Origin of the sequence: Streptomyces sp. NPDC058274, assembly GCF_042881375.1 — a bacterium.
Classification (GTDB): Bacteria; Actinomycetota; Actinomycetes; order Streptomycetales; family Streptomycetaceae; genus Streptomyces.
In genome coordinates this window covers 1-16,018 of the sequence record NZ_JBHVXW010000005.1, presented here as the reverse complement: position 1 = coordinate 16,018, position 16,018 = coordinate 1, and the positions used below count along the sequence as shown (strand labels likewise).

Genomic DNA, 16,018 nt, shown 5'->3' with positions numbered 1-16,018 from the left:
CCCGGCAACGCGATCCATAACGTCCCCGCTGGACCCCGTGGCCGCTACTCTGGACACGAGTACCCCCAGGCACATTCACCAGGCATGGGGCATGGCGCAGTTTCGGCCCGCCGTGCGCTCGTGAAAAACGCCGACGAGAATCGGCCGACCGCTGCCGCGCGATATTTCGAGGTCAGCGCCGCGACACCCTCGCGAAACGGGGATGAACCCCAACCTTTCCGCGACCGAATAGGTCCTTGTTCTTCATCTGCGGAACAGGTAGACGAAACATCATCTGAACACGTGTCGTATAAACTCCGCAATCGGGGCAGAGAGTTGGCGATCCGTCCTCTATTCGCCTCCTCTGACCCCGAGTGCTGACAGCGTCGTCCGCCCCCGCCCTCGCGCCACCATGCCTGTCGAATGAGAGGCGACCCACCATGCCGCTGCATGTCCCCCCGGCTCCCGCGCCCGCCCTGCGCTCCGTTCTCATGGCACTCGGTTCTCCCACCGCTGTCCGTGAGGCCCGTACGCCCGCCCTGCGCAACGCGCAGGGACCCGCCACACCCGAATTCCCGTTGCCCGTACACGTATGGGACCGGATCACTCCCGAGGGCGCCTCCGCCACCCGGCTTGCCGGGTGGCGTTTTCTGATCCGCTGCGGCGAACGCGCGGTCGCCGCAGCGGAGACCATGCTGACCCCCGACGGCTGGGCCTTCTCGCACTTCTTCGAGGGCCCCTACATCGCCGCCACGGAGCGCGCACTGCGCCAGGCGGAGAACATGAAACAGTCGTACCAGGCACGCCTCCTGTCGGTGCCCGAGCTGTACATGCTCACGCTCTGGCTGCACGGCGACTGCACCGCGGACGGTGCCACCGGCCACCCCGCCGCCACCGATCTGCTGGTGCCGCTCGCGCCCGCCCCGCCCGGCATCGCGGCCCACCGCCCGCACCGCGTAGCCGAGCTGCTGCCCGTGCTCACCCACCGGGTCACCCCGGCCCCGCTGCTCGGCTCGCCCGCGTAACCGGGACAGCCGCACAGCAGACAGGTCATCTCGAGCGCACCACTTCGTGCCCCGCAGCCGGTCGACGGCTGCGGGGCACGCGCTCTTACGGGCCCACCCGCGCTCGTAAGAGGGCGCAGGGCACCTTCGTACCGTGTGGACTAGTCCTATTCGGCCCCCCGGAACCACCCGAACTGACAGTGCAGTTGGGATGAACCGTCCGCACGGGTGATGCGTCATGAACCTGTGAGAAGTGCTGCTGTGAAATACCTGCGGATTGACGCCCGTAGGGCAACACTGGTGACGGACCGACTTATTCAAACGGGGGGCGGCCATGAACGACGTTTCGAGCCGCAAGACGGACAAGACAGCCATCTCACACGTCACGACAGAGCGAAAGATCCCATCCATGTGCCAGCACCAGCCACCGTGCCCGACAGCCGACTCAGCAGACCGGGAAGCCGCGCTCCACGTGGCGCACCACCCGGAGCAGGGATGGAGCCTGCTGTGCAACGGCGTTGTGCTCTTCGAGGACACCGGTGAGCTCCTGCCCGACGGCAAGATCATCGACCCGCACCGCCCGCTGGGCACGGAGCAGGTGATGACGGCCGCCTGAGCCGCACAAGCCGGGTGGAGTGACAGCCGCCCAGACACATTTGGGGCCGGCCCGGAGGAACACTCCGAACCGGCCCCGACGCATGTCCGAGGGTGACTACTCTTCGTAGGCGTCCAGCGGCGGGCAGGAGCAGACGAGGTTCCGGTCGCCGTACGCCTGGTCGATGCGGCGCACCGGCGGCCAGTACTTGTCGGCGGCCGAGACACCCGCCGGGAAGACCGCGTCCGCACGGCTGTACGCGTGGTCCCAGTCGCCGCCGAGGGCCGCCGCGGTGTGCGGAGCGCCGCGCAGCGGGTTGTCGTCGGCGGGCCATTCGCCCGCGCCGACCTTCTCGACCTCCGCGCGGATGGCGATCATCGCCTCGCAGAACCGGTCGAGCTCCACCAGGTCCTCGGACTCGGTCGGCTCGATCATCAGCGTGCCGGCCACCGGGAAGGACATCGTCGGCGCGTGGAAGCCGTAGTCGATCAGCCGCTTGGCGATGTCGTCGACGCTCACGCCGGTGGCCTTGGTCAGCGGGCGCAGGTCGATGATGCACTCGTGCGCCACGAGCCCGCCCGGGCCGGTGTAGAGCACCGGGTAGTGCGGCTCCAGGCGCTTGGCGATGTAGTTGGCCGAGAGCACCGCCACCTGCGTGGCGCGCTTCAGGCCCTCGCCCCCCATGAGCCGGACGTACGCCCACGAGATGGGCAGGATGCCCGCGGAGCCCCAGGGCGCGGCCGAGATCGGGCCGACACCGGTCTTCGGGCCGGCTGCGGGCTGCAGCGGGTGGTTCGGCAGATACGGCGCGAGGTGGGCGCGCACACCGACCGGGCCGACGCCCGGACCGCCGCCGCCGTGCGGGATGCAGAACGTCTTGTGCAGGTTCAGGTGCGAGACGTCACCGCCGAAGTGCCCCGGCTTGGCCAGCCCGACGAGTGCGTTGAGGTTGGCGCCGTCGACGTAGACCTGACCGCCCGCCTCGTGCACCTGCGCGCAGATGTCGGCGACGTGCTCCTCGAAGACGCCGTGCGTGGAGGGGTACGTGATCATCAGTACGGCGAGTTCGTCGCGGTACTGCTCGATCTTGGCCCGCAGGTCCTCGACGTCGATCTCGCCGTCCCCGGCGGTCTTCACGACGACGACCTTCATGCCGGCCATCACGGCGCTCGCGGCGTTCGTGCCGTGCGCGGAAGAGGGGATGAGGCAGATGGTGCGCTGCTCGTCGCCATTGGCGCGGTGGTAGCCGCGGACCGCGAGGAGGCCCGCCAGCTCGCCCTGCGAACCGGCGTTGGGCTGCAGCGACACCTTGTCGTACCCGGTGACCTCGGCGAGCCGCTCCTCCAGCTCACGGATGAGCGTGAGGTAGCCCTGCGCCTGGTCTGCGGGCACGAAGGGGTGCAGCTGGCCGAACTCGGGCCAGGTGACCGGCTCCATCTCCGTGGTCGCGTTGAGCTTCATCGTGCAGGAGCCCAGCGGGATCATGCCGCGGTCGAGCGCGTAGTCGCGGTCGGAGAGCTTGCGCAGGTAGCGCAGCATCGCGGTCTCGGAGCGGTACTGGTGGAAGACCGGGTGGGCGAGGTAGTCGTCGGTCCGCAGCAGCCCCTCGGGCAGCGTGTCGGCGGCCGACTCGTCCAGCGCGGCGATGTCGGCCTCGACACCGAACGCGGTCCAGACGGCGCCCAGTTGCGCACGCGTGGTGGTCTCGTCGCAGGCCATCGACACATGGTCGGCGTCCACGAGATGGAAGTTGACGCCCTGGTTGCGCGCCTCCGCCACGACCGTGGCCGCCCGGCCCGGAACCCGCACGGTCAGCGTGTCGAAGTACGCGCCGTGGACGACCTCGACCCCGCCGGCCTTGAGTCCCTCGGCGAGGATCGTGGCGTAGCGGTGCGTGCGCCGGGCGATCGTCTTCAGGCCCTCGGGTCCGTGGTAGACGGCGTACATCCCGGCCATCACGGCGAGCAGTACCTGCGCCGTACAGATGTTGCTGGTCGCCTTCTCACGGCGGATGTGCTGCTCGCGGGTCTGCAGGGCGAGGCGGTACGCCTTGTGTCCGTCCGCGTCGACGGACACGCCCACGAGCCGGCCCGGCAGGCTGCGCGCGAACTTCTCGCGCACCGCCATGTATCCCGCGTGCGGACCGCCGAAGCCCATCGGCACACCGAACCGCTGGGTCGTACCGACCGCGATGTCGGCACCGAGGTCGCCCGGAGCGGTGAGCAGGGTCAGGGCGAGCAGGTCGGCGGCGACGGTGACCACGGCACCGAGCTCGTGCGCCTGCTCGATGACGGGCTTGATGTCGCGTACGGCGCCGGAGGCCCCCGGGTACTGGATGAGCACGCCGTTGATCTCACGCTCGGCGATCCCGGCCGGGATGCCCTCGCTCAGGTCGGCGACGACGACCTCGACGCCCGTCGGCTCGGCGCGGGTCTGGATGACCGCGATGGTCTGCGGCAGCGCGTCCGCGTCGACCAGGAACAGGCCCTTCTTGTTCTTGCCCATGCGCCGGGACAGCGACATCGCCTCGGCGGCGGCAGTGCCCTCGTCGAGCAGCGAGGCGCCGGAGGTCGGCAGACCGGTCAGCTCGGCGACCACGGTCTGGAAGTTGAGCAGCGCCTCCAGGCGGCCCTGCGAGATCTCCGGCTGGTACGGCGTGTACGCGGTGTACCAGGCCGGGTTCTCCATGACGTTGCGCAGGATCACCGGCGGCGTGAAGGTGCCGTAGTAACCGAGGCCGATCATCGAGTCGAGGACCTGATTGCGGTCCGCGAGGGAGCGCAGCTCGGCCAGCACCTCGGCCTCGGTGCGCGCGCCCGGCAGCTCCAGGGCGTCGGCGTTCTTGATGACATCCGGGACCGCGGCGGCCGTCAGTTCGTCGAGGGAGCCGTATCCGACCTGCGCGAGCATCTTCGCCCGGGCCTCGTGGTCGGGCCCGATATGGCGCTGCTCGAAGGGGATGCCCTGTTCGAGCTCGGAGAGCGGAATGCGGTGGGCGGTCATTGCGGAGGCCTCCTGGTCTGACGCGACCTTCGAGGGGCACCCCGGCACGGGTACCCCGACGGCCTCCCCCTCTGTCATCTCGACCTGAGAGCTTCACCGGCCCGCCCCGCGCGCTGACGACCCGGCTTTCACCGTCGGTGAGAGCGGGAGGTGTGGATCCCCCGCCCTGCTTTCCAGAGTGACCTCGTCCGTGCGGTACGTGAGCCTGAGAGATTCCGGGGAGGATTTGCTCCTTCGGCGCCTTCGGTGTTGTCCAAAGGACTCTCCCGCACGGGGTCAGCAGCCGCTAGCCAGCCTACCAGCGAGGGCAACGCACGGGCTTTCGAGTGGCCACCTTCCTGAATGTGCTCTTTTGTAGTGCTTACGGATGAGTTGCGACCAAGAGGAGGTCCCGTGCATACCGACATCGATCCGCGCAACCTGATCGGCCGCAAGGCGTTCGACCGCAAAGGAACCAAGATCGGCACCGTCGACGAGGTCTATCTCGACGACGCCACCGGAGTGCCCGAGTGGGCGGCCATACGCACCGGCCTGTTCAGCCGCGACGCCTTCGTCCCGCTGGAGCCGAGCGAGCTGGTGGAGGGCGCCCTTCAGGTCCCCTTCGACCGCGCCCTGATCAAGGACGCCCCAGACTTCGGGGTCGGCCGCCATCTCTCCCCCGAACAGGAGATCCAGCTCTACCACCACTACGGTCTCGACGTGGCGTCTCCGTCTCCTCCGCCGGACCGCGACTTCGGAAGACTCGCGGGCTCGGACGAGGGCTGACCGGACCGCTCCTCAAGGGACTCCTCCGCATCCGTCACCGGCCCGACCGCCCCTCCCTCCGGCGCCGCCGGCACCCGCGCCACCAGGGGCAGCGGATCCGCCGGTTCCAGCTGCGGATCGTCGGTCCGGAACGTCCGTACGCGCCCGGGCTCCGAATACGGCGTCTCGAATCGCACGGTCACCCTCCCCAGCCCGCTCCCCTGCACCCATCCGTGCCCGAACTCCGCATGCCGTACGTCGTGCCCCGCGGGCCACCGCCGCTCGGCGGGCGGCTCCGGTGCGGGCTCCGCCGCGGGCTCCTGCGCGCTCTCCCCGTCCGGCAGCTCCAACGCCGGCAGCTCCTCCTCGGCGGCCTGCGCCTGCGCCTGCGCGAAGAGATCCTCCTGGGTGAAGTCGGCGAGGCCCGTGACGCCGACACCGAGCAGCCGCACCCCGCCGGTCGTGTCCACGGAGTCCAGCAGCCGCGCGGCGGCCTCCCGCACCACCCCGGGATCGTCCGTCGGCCCCCGCAGCGTCTCCGACCGGGTCAGCGTGGAGAAGTCGTAGCGCCGGACTTTGAGCACTACCGTCCGCCCCGAGCGCCCGGCGCCCCGCAGTCGCTGCACACACCGGTCGGCCAGCCGCTGGACCTCCAGGCCGACCCGCACCCGGTCATGGATGTCCACGTCGTACGTGTCCTCGACCGACACCGACTTGGTCTCGCGCTCGGCCACCACGGGCCGGTCGTCGTGGGCCAGCGCCATGGCGTACAGCGCATGCCCGTGCGCCTTCCCGAGCAGCCGTACCAGCTCGTCCTCGCCCGCCTCGGCGATCTCCTCCACCGTGGTGATCCCGCCCCGGCGCAGGTGGTCCCCGGTCGCGGGCCCCACGCCCGGCAGGGTCCGCACCGACATGGGCCCCAGCAGCGCCCGCTCGGTCCCGGGCTCTATCAGCACCAGTCCGTCCGGCTTGGCCTGCTCCGAGGCGATCTTGGCGAGCATCTTGGAGGCGGCCAGCCCCACCGATCCCGTCAGTCCGGTCACGGCACGGATGTCCGCGCGCAGCTGCACACCCACCAGCCGCGCGGATCCCTCGTCCCAGGCCACCCCACCGGCCTCCAGATCGACGAACGCCTCGTCCAGGCTCAGCGGCTCCACCAGCGGCGACAGCTCCCGCAGCAGCCCCATCACCTGCTCGCTGACCTCCCGGTAGATCTCGAAGCGCGGCACGAGATACGCGGCGTTCGGCGCGAGCCGGCGCGCCTGGGCCATGGGCATCGCCGAATGCACCCCAAAAACGCGTGCCTCGTACGAGCAGGTGGAGACGACTCCACGGGGGCCGAGTCCGCCCACGACGACCGCTTTCCCGCGCAGGCTCGGCTTGGACGCCTGCTCCGCCGAGGCGAAGAAGGCATCCATGTCGAGATGCAGGATCGTGGGCGTCGTTCTCACAGGTCCGATGCTGCCCTACGCCACTGACAATGCCCCGGCATGCCGGGGCATTGGGCACGCGCTCTGCGCCGCAGGGTCCGGCCATGAGCGGCCGGACCGGCGATCACGCCGCAACGAGGTGTGTCCGTCAGACCGCGCGGTTGCGCCTGCGCGCCAGCTCGTCCGTGGGATTGTGGCCGACAAGCGTCTCGCCCGTGTCGACCCGCTCTCCGTGCAGCTGTGACAGCGCGCTCTCCACGTCCCGCCAGACGACACCCACGGCGATCCCGAAGATGCCCTGGCCACCTTGGAGCAGTGCGTGCACCTCGTCGGGTGACGAACACTCGTAGACCGTCGCGCCGTCGCTCATCAGCGTCATCCGCTCGAGGTCCAGGAATCCGCGCTCTTTCAGGTGCTGGACCGTGGTGCGGATGTTCTGCAGCGACACTCCGGTGTCGAGGAACCGCTTGACGATCTTCAGGACGACGACGTCCCGGAAGCTGTAGAGGCGCTGCGTCCCCGACCCGTGAGCGGGCCGCACGCTGGGCTCGACCAGGCCCGTACGAGCCCAGTAGTCCAGCTGCCGGTAGGTGATGCCCGCGGCCGCGCACGCTGTGGGGCCGCGGTAACCGATCTCCTCGGAAGCCGCCCCTCCGTCCGGCACAGCCGCCGGCCGCTGCGCGGCGTGGCCGGGCGTGCTGCCGTGAAGCGGGTACGGGCCGCCTTCCCCCAGACTCCGTCCGGGGGCACCCCCGACCGTACCGTCGCCGCTGCTTCCCACGCCGACCTCCGTCCTTGACCTGCCCTCTCGACGGTAGGCAGTCACCAGGGGCGCGTCAACGATCGCCACACTCGGCACGCCGAGTGATAATCACCCTAGGAGTGGTTTCCCGTGCCCCACCGCGGGGAAAGGCTAGCCGAATGCTCTCGGTGCGGACCGCAAGACGCCTCACTGGCCCCCGGCAATTGCCGGCCGCGGCGGCCCGGCCCACCGGCCCGTCATGGGCCGACCGGGGTCACTGGCTGTTGGTCCCGAAGTCCTCGGGAGAGATCTGGTCGAGGAACTCGCGGAACTTCTCCACCTCGTCCTCCTGCTCGTCCGGGATCGCGATGCCGGCGTCGTCGAGCACACCGTCACTGCCGTAGATCGGCGTACCGGTCCGCAGGGCCAGCGCTATGGCATCGGACGGCCGGGCGCTCACCTCGACACCACTGGCGAACACGAGCTCCGCGTAGAAGACGCCCTCACGCAGGTCCGTGATGCGCACTTCGGTGAGCTCCTGGCCGACCGCCTCCAGCACGTCCTTGAACAGGTCGTGGGTCAGCGGTCGCGCGGGGGCCATGCCCTGCTGGGCGAAGGCGATCGCCGTCGCCTCCCCGGGCCCGATCCAGATGGGGAGGTAGCGGTCGCCTCCCACTTCACGCAGGAGCACGATCGGTTGGTTGGAGGGCATTTCGACCCGGACACCTACGACATCGAGCTCGTTCACACAGCAACCCTAGGCCGTGCCCGGGACGTTTGGGTAGTCGGGCACAGAACGGGTGGACGATCCGCCACCGGCGAACACCCGGCTCAGGGCAGTCGTACGCCGAGCGCGGTCCGCACCAGCGCCGCGTGCAGCTTCATCGTGAGCCCCGCCAGTTCCTTCGTACGGGCTTCGGCGTGAGCCCTGGTCTGCGGGTTGCGGTGGCGCTTCAGCGGGGCCACCACTTGGTCGACGAGACCCGCCTCACGGTCGGCAGCGGCCTTCATCGCGCGCAGGTGCCGTGGTTCGATCCCGAACCGCCCCAGCTCGGCAACGAGCGCGGCGACGACGACCACCTCTGCGTCGTACCCGCCGTCCGGCAGCGGTGCGACGAGGCCGTACGACTCCCACTCGTCGAGCTCCCGCTCACCGATCTCGGCGGCGGCGAGCAACTCGTCACGGCCGATACGGGCCGCCGTGGGGGTCTCGGGCTCCCCGAAGAGGTCGCCCGGGCGTTCCGCGTCCCCGGGACCGCGCTGCCGGCCCAGGGTGGGCGGCCGTACCTCTTCCCCGCGCTCCAGGGCGTCCAGGTGCTCGCGGATCACCTTCAGCGGCAGATAGTGGTCCCGTTGCATCCTCAGTACGTGACCGAGGCGCTCGACGTCCTCCGGGCTGAACTTGCGGTACCCCGACGCGGTGCGCTGCGGCTCGATGAGCCCTTCCGACTCCAGGAACCTGATCTTGGAGATGGTCACTTCGGGGAACTCGTCGCGCAGCACGTTCAGCACCGTGCCGATGCTCATCAGCCCACTGTCCGCTGCGGCGGTACCACTCCCGGCACCGCCGCTCGGTGTTTGAAGCATGGACCTTCCTGGGGGTCCCCCCGGACCGCGTCCGGGGGAGGGTCAGATGCCTCGCTGGCTCGCGTAGAACACCAGCCGGTACTTGCCGATCTGCACCTCGTCACCGTTCGACAGGGCGACCTGGTCGATCCGCTCCCGGTTGACGTACGTGCCGTTCAGGCTGCCGACGTCGGCAACCGTGAACGAACCGTCCGCGGCGCGGCGGAACTCCACATGGCGACGCGACACCGTCACGTCGTCGAGGAAGATGTCGCTCTGCGGATGACGCCCGGCCGTGGTCAGCTCGCCATCCAGCAGGAAGCGGCTGCCTGAATTCGGTCCACGGCGCACCACCAGCAGCGCCGAGCCCAGCGGCAGCGCGTCGACGGCCGCCTGTGCCTCCGGGGAGAGCGCCGGCGTCGCCGTCTGGCCCGTCACTTCGGCGTCGTAGGCCTCGAGGCCTGAGATGGAGATCGTGGACGTCGTCTCGGACGGACGCTCGGGGACCGAGGCGCCCCGCAGCGGCGCACCGCAGTTGGAGCAGAATCGGCTGTTCTCCGCGTTGCGGTTACCGCACCTCGTACACACCAGGGCCGACATGGACGGATCCTCCTGCCGCGGCTGCCCGCCAGGGGCATGGGACGCGTACGGATCGGAGGCAAACCCTCCACCCGTACTTGAGGTTGACGGATCCCCGAAACCTATGCGGCCGGATGCGGCAGGGTCAACAGACGCGCCCTGACCACCGGAAATGTCACCACCCGGACCACCGATCTGGTCCCGGAACAGCGGGCGCTCACCGCTCTGCCCCTCCGCGTCGGCGGGGCGCGATGCACGATGACGGGCAGTCGCGTTGTCATTGCCCTCTCGTGCGCTCTTGCCGAACAACTTCCCAAACAACTTCACGGGCGATTCCCCTTGACCGAAACAGACCCGCCCGTGGGGCAGGACGAACCCTGATTGAACACACCGGTCGACCCGGACATCCTCACAACGTCCGTATCCACCTGACAGTTTCCACCACGCACCACCCAATCGGTGCGTCGACCCCCCGCAACCTCCTGCCCTGCCCCGGCGACCCCCATGCGCCCGCCGGTCACTGGGACGACGACCGAGCGTAGTCAGGCCGCTTCGCAGCTCGCAAGGCATCGACGACGATCTTCGTCGAGCGATCGACCGTCACGGTGGCCTGCTCCTTCTCCAGCGTCTGCACCACGCCTCCGGGAATGTTGAGCGCCGGCTCCAGGTCCTGCGGCTTGCCGATGACCTTGAAAACGTAGGGCTGGGTGATCTTGTTCCCGTCGACGCTCACTCCGCTCCCGGAATCCGTCAGATAGGTGCTGGCGACCACCCGCACACCGTTGACCTGGATCGCTTCGGCCCCCGCCGCGCGCAGCTCCTGGATGGCGTCGAGCAGCATGTCCGCCTGGACCGTCCCCTTCGTGTCGTCGATCGTCAGCGTGATGCCGGGCCCCTGCGCCGCCACCGTGCCCGCCAGAATGCCGAGTTGCTTCTCCTTCTCGACCGTCTGCTTGCGGGCCTCCTCGGCCTGGTTCGAGCTGTTCCGCAGCTCGGTGCGCTGATCCTCGAGACCCTGCTTCTCGTCCTCAAGACGCTGCGTACGGTCATCGAGTTCATCGAGGATGCGTACGAGATCCTCCTGGCGGGCGCCGCGCAGGGCGCTGCCGCTGTCGCTGTTGGAGGCCACCTGCACGGCCAGACCGAAGCCGAGGCCGAACAGGAGCACGGCGACGATGAGTTGGGCGCGCGTCACCCGCGGCGGCCACAACCCCTTGACCAGCCGCTGACGGCCACCGAGCGAGGGCTCCGGGGCCTTCTCCTTCTCCTTCTCCTTCTCCTTCTCCGGTTCCGGGACGGCTGCAGCCACCGCGGGGACCTCTTCGGGGAGTTCCTTGCGCAGCGGGTTCTCCGGAGTCCCGGGGACCTCGGAGTTCTTCGGCGTCTCGTCGTCGCTCATCGGCCTCACGCCCGGAACACGTGCCGGCGGATCGCCGCGGCATTGGAGAAGATGCGGATACCGAGGACGACCACGACACCCGTGGACAGCTGGGCACCGACGCCCAACTTGTCGCCCAGGAAGACGATCAGCGCCGCCACGACGACGTTGGACAGGAACGACACCACGAAGACCTTGTCGTCGAAGATGCCGTCGAGCATCGCGCGCAGGCCCCCGAACACGGCGTCGAGCGCCGCCACGACGGCGATCGGAAGATAAGGCTCGACGACCGCCGGAACCTCGGGCCGGACCAGCAATCCAGCCACGACTCCCACGACGAGGCCCAGTACGGCGATCACGATGTGCCCTTCTCTGTGCTCGGTTCTGCTGTACGTACGATCACACTCGGTGCGGCGGGCAGCCGGACATCGTCCTCCACGGAGATGCTGGTCCGGATGTCGAAGTTCTCGTGCAGCGCGTGCAGATACTGACCGTCGGCGCTGTCCTGGAACTTGGTGCTCAGCCGTTTCCCGTCCCCCACCGCGAGCACCGTGTAGGGCGGCACCAGCGGCCTGTTGTCGACCAGTATCGCGTCACCGGCGGCCCGGATCGCCGACAGGGCCGTCAGCCGCTGTCCATTGATCGAGATGGCCTCGGCGCCGGACTGCCACAGCCCGTTGACGACCCGCTGCATGTCACGGTCGCGCACCCGCCCGGTGTCGGAGAAGTCGGTCGTCTCCCGCGGATCCCCGTCGCCGCCACCAGAACTGGCTTCCTTGGCGTCGTTCACCACGAGCTTCACACCGGGACCGTGCACCGCGGTGGCGCCGGAGAGGATGCTCACCAGGTCGGCCTGGTCACTGCCCCCGTCCTGCTTCAGTGCCGCACGCTGCCGCGCGCTCACGTCGTCGCGCAGGGTGTCGACGCGGTCTTCCAGCTTGTCCGCGGACGCCGTCTGGCGCTCGATCCGGTCGATCAGCTCCTGGCGCTCCTTGGCGACAACGGGGGCCGCGACACGGGCCTGCGCCGCCCCCACGGTCACGACCAGCGCCGCGAGCACCAGACCGGCCGCGAGACCGAGCTTCGCCCGCAGCGTCTTCGGCATACCGCTGGTGCCTTCCGCGTGCTTTCGGGCAGCCGCCTCGGCATATCCGTCATCGAGGCTGTGATCCATGACGTTGGTGAGCAGCGACATGGAGGCGTCCGGGCGCGTGGGGCGCGTGGGGATGCTCCGAACGGGGGGCTGCTGCGGCATGCCGCACATCGTCGCATGTCGCGGGTACTACCTCCGAACGGCCCCACCGGCGTGCCGGACAGGCCCCCTTGGGGGCACTTGTCCGGCACGCACGCGTGGCTATCGCCCGGCGCTGTCCACGATCGCGGACCACTCGTCGAGCAGAGCCTGGGCGGATGCGTCGTCCGGCCCTTCGGCCCACAGATGCGTGACCGCCTCGGCCGGGTCCGGGAGCACCATGACCCAGCGCCCGTCGGTCTCCACGACCCGCACACCGTCGGTCGTATCGACAAAGCGATCCCCGGCCGCCTCCACGACCCGGCGCATCACAAGCCCCTTGACGGCCCAGGGAGTAGCGAGGTCGCGCTTGAGGACGTGCGCCCGCGGAATCCGCGCGTCGATCTGGCTCAGGGTGAGCTGCGTCCGCGCCACCAGCCCGATGAGCCGTACGAAGGCAGCCGCACCGTCGAAGACGCTGCTGAACTCCGGAATGATGAACCCACCGCGGCCGTCGCCACCGAAGATCGTCGCGTCGTCGCGCCCGACCCGGGTCAGGTCGTCGGGCGACGTAGTCGTCCACTCGACCTGCGTCCCGTGGTACGCCGCCACCTGCTCCGCGATCCGTGTAGTGGTCACGGGCAGTGCCACCCGCCCACTGCGCCGCTCCGCGGCCACCAGGTCGAGCATCACGAGCAGGGCCCGGTCGTCCTCGACGATCCGCCCCTTCTCGTCCACGAGCGAGAGCCGCTCACCCACCGGGTCGAAACGCACCCCGAAGGCGGCCCGAGCGGACGCCACGATCTCGCCCAGCCGGACCAGCCCGGACCGGCGCGTGTCACCGGTCTCCGTCGGCCGCGACTCGTCGAGACCGGGGTTGATGGTCAGCGCATCGACACCCAACTTGCCCAAGAGGCTGGGAAGCACCAGGCCGGCGCTGCCGTTCGAGGCATCCACGACCACCTTCAGGCCGGAGTCGGCGATCCCAGTGGTGTCGACATTCCGCAGCAGGGATCCCGTGTACGAGTCGAAGACGCTCGCCGGGAAGTGCAGGTCCCCGATCTCACCAGGGAACGCACGCCGGTACTCCTGCCGCGCGAAGACGCGGTCCAGCTTCCGCTGACTCGCCTGCGAGAGATCGGCACCCTGCTCGTCGAAGAACATGATGTCGACGGAGTCGGGCACTCCAGGCGTCGTCCGGATCATGATTCCGCCGGCACTGCCCCGGGCGGTCTGCTGCCGGGCCACCGGCAGCGGTACGTTTTCCAGGTCGCGTACGTCGATGGCGCTGGTCTGCAGTGCCGAGATGACCGCCCTCTTCAGCGCGCGGGCACCTCTGGAGTGGTCACGAGCCGTCGTGACGGTCGAGCCCTTCTTGAGGGTCGTCGCATACGCGCCGGCGAGTCGCACGACGAGCTCCGGGGTGATCTCGACGTTCAGGATCCCGGAGACTCCGCGGGCGCCGAAGAGATGCGCCTGGCCTCTCGACTCCCAGATGACCGACGTGTTGACGAAGGCGCCGGCCTCGATCGTCTTGAAGGGGTAGACGCGGACGTTCCCCTGGATGATCGATTCTTCTCCGACGAGGCACTCGTCACCGATGACGGCGCCGTCCTCGATCCGCGCCGCCCGCATGATGTCGGTGTTCTTACCGATCACACAGCCACGCAGATTGCTGTGCTGCCCGATGTACACGTTGTCGTGCACTACGGCCCTGTGCAGGAAAGCGCCGCTCTTGACGACGACGTTCGAGCCGACGACGGTGTGCTCGCGAATTTCCGCGTTCGCCTCGACCTTGGCGTAGTCACCGATATAGAGCGGTCCACGGAGTACGGCGTCGGGATGCACCTCGGCACCCTCTGCGACCCACACGCCCGGCGAGATTTCGAAGCCGTCGAGCTCGACGTCGACCTTGCCCTCCAGGACGTCGGCCTGCGCCTTCACATAGCTCTCGTGGGTACCGACGTCCTCCCAGTAGCCCTCGGCGATATAGCCGTAGATGGGCTTGCCTTCCTTCATCAGCTGAGGAAAGACGTCACCGGACCAGTCGACGGAGACGTCGGCCTCGACATAGTCGAAGACCTCCGGCTCCATGACGTAGATGCCCGTGTTCACCGTGTCCGAGAAAACCTGGCCCCAGGTCGGCTTCTCGAGGAAGCGCTCGACCTTGCCCTCCTCGTCGACGATGGTGATACCGAATTCCAGCGGATTCGGCACACGGGTCAGGCAGACGGTGACCAGCCCACCTTTTTCCTTGTGGAAATTGATGAGGTCCGTGAGGTCGAAGTCGGTCAGGGCATCACCGGAGATGACGAGGAAGGTGTCGTCCTTCAGCGCTTCCTCGGCGTTCTTCACGCTCCCGGCGGTACCGAGTGGCTTCTCCTCATTGGCATAGGTGAGCTCCATCCCGAGCTCCTCGCCATCCCCGAAGTAGTTCTTGACCAAAGAGGCCAGGAACTGCACGGTAACGACGGTCTCGTTGAGCCCATGCCTTTTGAGCAGCCGCAGCACGTGCTCCATGATCGGGCGGTTCGCCACGGGCAGGAGCGGCTTGGGCATGCTTGAGGTCATAGGGCGAAGGCGTGTGCCCTCGCCTCCGGCCATCACGACGGCCTTCATGTCGGAAGCGTCCTCCTTGAAGAGACGGTCAAGCCGACTTCACCCGTCCAAATTGTCCCGCACTTTTCGTCCGCGGGCCAACGAGCCACTACAACCGCGCAATGGGCGAGCTCAATCGGCCATGGTGTCCGCCGTGACAAGACGGCGGACCTGAACCACGTAGAGGACTCCTGCCCACCAATACAGGGTTGTACCCCATCCGGCGAACGCCCATCCGAAAATAGCACCGAGTGACGCGATCCATCCGCTTGCGTCACTGAGCAGCAGCAACGGGAAGGCGTACATCAGGTTGAACGTCGCGGCCTTCCCCAGGAAGTTCACCTGCGGCGGCGGGTAGCCGTGCCGTCTGAGGATGCCGACCATGACCAACAGAAGCAGCTCTCGGGCCAGAAGGATCCCGGTCAACCAGAGTGGCAGGATCTCGCGCCAGGTGAGACCGACGAGAGTGGACAGAATGTAGAGCCGGTCGGCCGCGGGGTCCAGCAGCCGGCCCAGGCTGCTGATCTGGTTCCAGCGTCGGGCGAGCTTCCCGTCCAGATAGTCGGTGATGCCACTCAGCATGAGAACCAGCAGCGCCCAGGCGTCACTCTTGGGACCACCGAACTCAGGCCGGAGGATCAACCACAGGAAGACGGGCACGCCGACGAGACGCGCCATGCTGAGGATGTTCGGGATGGTGAGGACCCGGTCTGTCTGGACGCGGGTCTCCTGGACCTCCACCCGGGGGCCTCCTGTGGGAAACGAGCCAACGATGCCCCCTGACCCTACCCGCAGCCCTACCGTCGAGGCGCGGAGGGGTGGTGGCGTTGCCGGAAAACAAAAAAGCTCCGGCTCTTGGGCAAAATGCCCAAGAGCCGGAGCTCTAAAAGGAGTTCGGCGGCGTCCTACTCTCCCACAGGGTCCCCCCTGCAGTACCATCGGCGCTGTGAGGCTTAGCTTCCGGGTTCGGAATGTAACCGGGCGTTTCCCTCACGCTATGACCACCGAAACACTATGAAACTGTCAACCGGAGCCGTGGCATGGCTACGACGGTTGTTCGTGGTTTCAGAACCAACACAGTGGACGCGAGCAACTGAGGACAAGCCCTCGGCCTATTAGTACCAGTCACCTCCAGCGGTTACCCGCCTTCCAGATCTGGCCTATCAACC

14 protein-coding genes, 1 rRNA gene and 1 riboswitch are annotated in these 16,018 nt (G+C 68.4%); of the genes, 3 read left to right on the top strand and 12 right to left on the bottom strand.

Going from position 1 to position 16,018, the window contains the following annotated elements:
• Positions 1–419 precede the first annotated feature (419 nt).
• Together ACFVYF_RS12125 and ACFVYF_RS12120 are read left to right on the top strand one after the other, a co-directional pair.
• Positions 420–1,004, top strand: coding sequence for a hypothetical protein (locus ACFVYF_RS12125; protein ID WP_389454771.1), 585 nt, complete (start codon positions 420–422; stop codon positions 1,002–1,004).
• A 388-nt stretch (positions 1,005–1,392) separates the two neighbouring features.
• Positions 1,393–1,599 carry a DUF5999 family protein gene (locus tag ACFVYF_RS12120; protein ID WP_383276400.1) on the top strand — a complete coding sequence of 69 codons (207 nt, stop codon included), beginning with the start codon at positions 1,393–1,395 and terminating at the stop codon, positions 1,597–1,599.
• Between the two features lie 96 nt (positions 1,600–1,695).
• Here ACFVYF_RS12120 and gcvP read toward each other — a convergent pair whose 3' ends face one another.
• Entirely contained in the window at positions 1,696–4,581 is a 2,886-nt protein-coding gene (gene gcvP / locus ACFVYF_RS12115) for an aminomethyl-transferring glycine dehydrogenase (protein ID WP_389454769.1), read from the bottom strand.
• 183 nt (positions 4,582–4,764) lie between these two features.
• Positions 4,765–4,860, bottom strand: a riboswitch (glycine riboswitch).
• A 114-nt stretch (positions 4,861–4,974) separates the two neighbouring features.
• Between gcvP and ACFVYF_RS12110 the strand changes: the two genes are divergently transcribed.
• Entirely contained in the window at positions 4,975–5,346 is a 372-nt protein-coding gene (locus tag ACFVYF_RS12110) for a PRC-barrel domain-containing protein (protein ID WP_389454767.1), read from the top strand.
• On the opposite strand, the gene ACFVYF_RS12105 is transcribed toward ACFVYF_RS12110, so the two are convergent.
• From ACFVYF_RS12105 to rrf, 11 genes are all read right to left on the bottom strand, one after another.
• Entirely contained in the window at positions 5,268–6,776 is a 1,509-nt protein-coding gene (locus tag ACFVYF_RS12105; RefSeq protein ID WP_389454765.1) for a DNA polymerase IV, read from the bottom strand. The two genes, ACFVYF_RS12110 and ACFVYF_RS12105, sit on opposite strands and share 79 nt — an antisense overlap.
• 127 nt (positions 6,777–6,903) lie before the next feature.
• Complete coding sequence (locus ACFVYF_RS12100; protein WP_389454763.1) at positions 6,904–7,536, bottom strand: MerR family transcriptional regulator; 633 nt, start codon at positions 7,534–7,536, stop codon at positions 6,904–6,906.
• Positions 7,537–7,771: 235 nt separating this feature from the next.
• Positions 7,772–8,245, bottom strand: a complete 474-nt coding sequence (locus tag ACFVYF_RS12095) for a bifunctional nuclease family protein (RefSeq protein ID WP_006123076.1) — start codon at positions 8,243–8,245, stop codon at positions 7,772–7,774.
• An 83-nt stretch (positions 8,246–8,328) separates the two neighbouring features.
• Positions 8,329–9,084, bottom strand: coding sequence for a MerR family transcriptional regulator (locus tag ACFVYF_RS12090; RefSeq protein ID WP_389454761.1), 756 nt, complete (start codon positions 9,082–9,084; stop codon positions 8,329–8,331).
• Positions 9,085–9,126: 42 nt separating this feature from the next.
• Complete coding sequence (locus ACFVYF_RS12085; RefSeq protein ID WP_389454759.1) at positions 9,127–10,098, bottom strand: FHA domain-containing protein; 972 nt, start codon at positions 10,096–10,098, stop codon at positions 9,127–9,129.
• 61 nt (positions 10,099–10,159) lie between these two features.
• The gene (locus ACFVYF_RS12080) at positions 10,160–11,041 is read right to left on the bottom strand and encodes a DUF881 domain-containing protein (RefSeq protein ID WP_389454757.1); all 882 of its coding nucleotides are present in this window, start codon (positions 11,039–11,041) and stop codon (positions 10,160–10,162) included.
• 5 nt (positions 11,042–11,046) lie between these two features.
• Positions 11,047–11,379: a small basic family protein gene (locus ACFVYF_RS12075; RefSeq protein ID WP_003988855.1), complete on the bottom strand. Its 333-nt coding sequence runs from the start codon at positions 11,377–11,379 to the stop codon at positions 11,047–11,049.
• Positions 11,376–12,284 carry a DUF881 domain-containing protein gene (locus ACFVYF_RS12070; RefSeq protein ID WP_389454755.1) on the bottom strand — a complete coding sequence of 303 codons (909 nt, stop codon included), beginning with the start codon at positions 12,282–12,284 and terminating at the stop codon, positions 11,376–11,378. The genes ACFVYF_RS12075 and ACFVYF_RS12070 overlap by 4 nt, the downstream gene beginning before the upstream one ends.
• Before the next feature lie 90 nt (positions 12,285–12,374).
• Positions 12,375–14,870, bottom strand: coding sequence for a sugar phosphate nucleotidyltransferase (locus ACFVYF_RS12065; protein WP_389454753.1), 2,496 nt, complete (start codon positions 14,868–14,870; stop codon positions 12,375–12,377).
• Between the two features lie 111 nt (positions 14,871–14,981).
• Positions 14,982–15,590, bottom strand: coding sequence for a CDP-alcohol phosphatidyltransferase family protein (locus ACFVYF_RS12060; protein WP_389454751.1), 609 nt, complete (start codon positions 15,588–15,590; stop codon positions 14,982–14,984).
• Positions 15,591–15,741: 151 nt separating this feature from the next.
• Positions 15,742–15,858: ribosomal RNA gene (rrf, locus tag ACFVYF_RS12055) — 5S ribosomal RNA — on the bottom strand.
• Between the last annotated feature and the right edge of the window lie 160 nt (positions 15,859–16,018).

Excerpts from the sequence above, each read along its gene's own strand:
- ACFVYF_RS12070 (WP_389454755.1), bottom strand. The coding sequence starts at position 12,284 with ATGTGCGGCATGCCGCAGCAGCCCCCCGTTCGGAGCATCCCCACGCGC.
- ACFVYF_RS12080 (WP_389454757.1), bottom strand. The coding sequence starts at position 11,041 with ATGAGCGACGACGAGACGCCGAAGAACTCCGAGGTCCCCGGGACTCCG.
- ACFVYF_RS12065 (WP_389454753.1), bottom strand. The coding sequence starts at position 14,870 with ATGAAGGCCGTCGTGATGGCCGGAGGCGAGGGCACACGCCTTCGCCCT.
- ACFVYF_RS12120 (WP_383276400.1), top strand. The coding sequence starts at position 1,393 with ATGTGCCAGCACCAGCCACCGTGCCCGACAGCCGACTCAGCAGACCGG.
- ACFVYF_RS12090 (WP_389454761.1), bottom strand. The coding sequence starts at position 9,084 with ATGCTTCAAACACCGAGCGGCGGTGCCGGGAGTGGTACCGCCGCAGCG.
- gcvP (WP_389454769.1), bottom strand. The coding sequence starts at position 4,581 with ATGACCGCCCACCGCATTCCGCTCTCCGAGCTCGAACAGGGCATCCCC.
- ACFVYF_RS12125 (WP_389454771.1), top strand. The coding sequence starts at position 420 with ATGCCGCTGCATGTCCCCCCGGCTCCCGCGCCCGCCCTGCGCTCCGTT.